The organism is Bordetella petrii, assembly GCF_020991325.1.
Taxonomy (GTDB): domain Bacteria; phylum Pseudomonadota; class Gammaproteobacteria; order Burkholderiales; family Burkholderiaceae_B; genus Bordetella_A; species Bordetella_A petrii_E.
On the sequence record NZ_JAJMLX010000373.1, the window covers coordinates 1 to 3,578 of the forward strand.

5 protein-coding genes are annotated in these 3,578 nt (G+C 68.7%); all 5 read right to left on the reverse strand.

Annotated elements, in window-relative coordinates; all coding sequences use genetic code 11:
- The coding region (locus LPZ50_RS23090; RefSeq protein ID WP_230665176.1) for an L-aspartate oxidase at window positions 1-1,276 on the reverse strand (1,276 nt) is incomplete at its 3' end.
- A complete protein-coding gene (locus LPZ50_RS23095) occupies window positions 1,273-1,884 on the reverse strand; it encodes a fumarate hydratase C-terminal domain-containing protein (RefSeq protein WP_230665178.1) in 612 nt (203 codons plus the stop codon). The genes LPZ50_RS23095 and LPZ50_RS23090, both read right to left, overlap by 4 nt.
- Window positions 1,885-1,904: 20 nt before the next feature.
- Window positions 1,905-2,783: a fumarate hydratase gene (locus LPZ50_RS23100; protein WP_230665180.1), complete on the reverse strand. Its 879-nt coding sequence runs from the start codon at window positions 2,781-2,783 to the stop codon at window positions 1,905-1,907.
- 3 nt (window positions 2,784-2,786) lie between these two features.
- Window positions 2,787-3,140 carry a succinate dehydrogenase gene (locus LPZ50_RS23105; RefSeq protein ID WP_230665182.1) on the reverse strand — a complete coding sequence of 118 codons (354 nt, stop codon included), beginning with the start codon at window positions 3,138-3,140 and terminating at the stop codon, window positions 2,787-2,789.
- A 1-nt stretch (window position 3,141) separates the two neighbouring features.
- A complete protein-coding gene (locus tag LPZ50_RS23110) occupies window positions 3,142-3,486 on the reverse strand; it encodes a succinate dehydrogenase (protein ID WP_230665184.1) in 345 nt (114 codons plus the stop codon).
- Window positions 3,487-3,578 lie beyond the last annotated feature (92 nt).

A 3,578-nucleotide genomic window follows, 5' to 3' on the forward strand; every position in this document is an offset into this window, starting at 1 on the left:
GCAGCACCGCGCCATCCGGCTCGGCCCAGTCCTGCCCTGGCGCCCAGCGCGCCATGGCGTCGCCCGCGATGCCGCCGAACACAGTGGAATTCGCCACGCCGTTGCCGCCCAGCCGGTTGGCGCCATGCACCCCGCCCGTATCTTCGCCCGCCGCGTACAGGCCGGCCAGGGCCGTGCGGCAATCGGGCTCGAACAGTACCCCGCCCATCATGTAGTGCGCCGTCGGCACCACTTCGACGCGCCCGCCCGCCAGGTCGAAACCGCAGTCGGCGCAGCGTTCGACCATGCCCTTGAATTGCCTGCGCACCTTGTCCGGCCCCAGGTGCGCCATCTCGATGTATACGCCGCCATTCGGCGACGTGCGCCCGGCACGCATTTCGGCATAGATGCCGCGCGACACAATATCCCGCGTGGCGCGTTCCGCGCGCGGATCCACGCCCTGCATGAAGCGCTCGCCCGCGCCGTTCAACAAATAGCCCCCCGCCCCGCGCAGGCCTTCTTCCAGCACGGTGCCCGTCATGCGCGTATCGGCGCCCGCCAGCAGGCCGGTGGGATGGAACTGCACCATTTCCATGTCGCGCAGCCCCAGCCCCGCGCGCAGCGCCATCGACAGGCCGTCGCAACTCTTGTCGCCCGAGGGCGTGTGAAAGCGGTACATGGTCGGGCCGCCGCCGGTGGCCAGCAGCACGGCCTTGGCCCGCACCAGCACCAGATCGCCGGTGCGAATGTCGATCATCAGCACGCCCGCGATGCGGCCGCCATCGCGCGCGGGCACCAGTTCCACTGCGCGGTGCTCCTCCAGCCGCCTGATGCGCCGCGCCCAGGCCTGCTCGGCCAGACGGTTGATGATCTCGATGCCGGTCAGGTCGCCCTTGTGCACGGTGCGGTCGAACGTCTGGCCCGCGAATGCCTTCTGGTGCAAGGTGCCATCGGCGTTTCGGTCGAAGAAGCAGCCCAGTTCGTTTTCCAGTTCGTGGATGCGCTCGACCGCGGTGTTCACCAGTGTCCAGGCCAGGTCCTGGTCGGGCAGCCACTTGCCGCCTTCGATGGTGTCCATGAAATGCCGCTCGGGCGAATCGCCCTCGGCCAGCGCCACGTTGTAGCCGCCCTGCACCATGCGGGTACAGCCGCACTTGCCCAGCAACCCCTTCACCGCCACCGTGATATCCAGGCCCGGCGCCGCGTCGTGCGCGTGCAGCGCCGCGAACAGGCCGGCGCCGCCCGAACCCAGGATCAGTACATCGGTCCGCCATTCCCGCAGCTGTGGCGTATTCATCGTGCCACCCCCAGCCCGGCCAGCACGGCAGCGCGCCGCGTGGCCACATCCTGCGCCACCTGCTCGTACAGCGAGCCGCCATGGCTGTCCATGGCCACCAGCAGCGGACCGAAGTCGCGGATGCGGAACCGCCACAGCGATTCAGGGTTCAAGTCATCCAGGTCCACATCTTCGATGCATTCGATCCAGGTGGTCTCCAGCGCGGCGGTCCCGCCCACGATAGCCAGGTAGGCGCCGCCCTGTGCGGCAAACGCCTGGCTGGATCCCTGGTGCATGCCGCCCTTGCCCACGATCAAGCGCACGCCGCACTGGCGCATCAGCTGGGCGGTGAAGCGCTCCATGCGCGACGACGTGGTGGTGCCGATGCAGACGGGCTGGTAGCCCGCCGGGTTCTGCGCCGACGGTTCCACCTTGCGTACGTTGGGCGCGGTATGAATCACGGCATGGCCGCGCATATCGAAGCGCGTGGCGCGCCCCTGGTCGAACAGCGCGATATAGCTGGCATCGCGTATGCCGAACAGGGTGTGCTGCAGCGTTACCGTGTCGCCCACGCGCAGCGCGCGCACCTGGTCCTCGCTGGCGGGCATGGCAAGATCGTGATGAGTCATGGCTGGGTTCCTGGCAATGCTCAGAAGCCGTACTGCACGCCCTGCGGCGTGAACGCCGCGCGGGCGCGCCGCGCCGAATGGCATTGCATATTGACGGCCACCGGGTTCATGGTGATGTGCGTGGCGGCCAGCTCGACATGCACCGCGAAGGCGGTGGCGTCTCCGCCCAGCCCCTGCGGCCCGACGCCCAGCTGGTTCACGGCGGCCGACAGTTCACGTTCCAGGTCGGCGCCCAGCGAGTCGGCGCAATGCGATCCCAGCGGTCGGGTGGCGGCCTGCTTGGCCAGGTGCACACACAGGTCCGACGTGCCGCCCACTCCCACGCCCACGATGGTGGGCGGACAAGTCTTGCCGCCGGCCTGCATCACGCAGTCCACGACGAACGTCTTCACCGCGTCCAGCCCTTCGGCCGGTATCGCCATGCGCAGGAAAGAATTGTTCTCCGACCCGCTGCCCTTCGGGACCATCTCGATTTCCAGCCGCTCATCGTCGGCGCTGAAATCGATGTGGATGACGGGAACCCCCGGCCCGCACGACGTGTGCGCATTCTTGCGGCTGATGGGATGCACCACACTGGACCGCAGCGGGTGTTCGCGCGTGGCGCGCTCACAGCCTGTGCGTATGGCCTGCTTCAGGCGCCAGCCGTCCAGTTGCACCCGCCGCCCCACCAGCACGTTGTAGATGGGTATGCCGGTGTCCTGGCACAGCAGGTTCTCGTTCGCTTCGGCCACCGCGATGTTGGTGGTCATGGTGTCCAGGATGGAACGCGCGCGCGGCGATGATTCGGCATCGCGCAGGCGTTCGAAACCTTGCTTGATATCGTCGGGCAGGCGCTTGAGCGCGCGGATATACAGTTCGCGCGCGGCCTCTTCCACCTGCGCATAGTCGATCTCTGACATGATTCAACCCAGCATGTTGGCAATGAACAGCGCGGACACGGCCAGCGACGCCGCCGTGCCCGCGGCGATCCAGCCCCGGCGCAGGCCGCGCCAGGGTGCGAATTCGATCCACAACAGGCGCAGGCCGCCAGCCAGGTGCACCGCCAGGCACAGCACCAGCGCCCATTCGCCGAACTTGAATACGGGGGCCTCGTACCAGCGCAAGGCGCCGTCCAGCGCCGCCTCGCCTTGTAGCGCCAGCCCCAGCGTCCAGAAGTGCACGGGCAGGAAGGCCAGCAACAGCAGGCCCGAAATACGGTGCACGGCGAACGCCATCCAACTGGCGTGGCGCCGCGCGCGGGAATCATTGCGGCGCATGTCAGCCTCCCCAGGTCACGGCGGCTACGGCGCGCCAGCCCAGCACCAGCAGCAGCACGCCTGCCACCGCACCCAGCCTGCCCGCCCAATGGCGCGTAGGCGGCCATTCTTCCAGCACGTTGCGCAGCCCGATCGCCGCATGCACGGACACCAGCGCCACGAACACCCCGTAGAACGCCGCCCAGCCCAGGCTGGCGCGGGTGCGCCCCAGGATTTCGGCGGCGCTGAGCCCGCCCCGTATGGCCACGATGATGAGGGCCAGGTGCGCGGCCACGAACAGCGCCATGGCCATGCCGGTAATGCGCTGCCAATACCAGCGCCGCGCCGCCGCCGCGACGCCGTTCATGGCTGCGCCTCGGGCAGGGCCTGGCGCCCGGTGCCCACGCCAGCGTCTTCGGCGTCGGGCAATTTGCCGCGCAAGGCCGCCCGTGCCGTCAC

Bases quoted from the DNA above. Each gene is read 5' to 3' on its own strand.
- LPZ50_RS23095 (WP_230665178.1), bottom strand. From the start codon at position 1,884: ATGACTCATCACGATCTTGCCATGCCCGCCAGCGAGGACCAGGTGCGC.
- LPZ50_RS23100 (WP_230665180.1), bottom strand. From the start codon at position 2,783: ATGTCAGAGATCGACTATGCGCAGGTGGAAGAGGCCGCGCGCGAACTG.
- LPZ50_RS23105 (WP_230665182.1), bottom strand. From the start codon at position 3,140: ATGCGCCGCAATGATTCCCGCGCGCGGCGCCACGCCAGTTGGATGGCG.
- LPZ50_RS23110 (WP_230665184.1), bottom strand. From the start codon at position 3,486: ATGAACGGCGTCGCGGCGGCGGCGCGGCGCTGGTATTGGCAGCGCATT.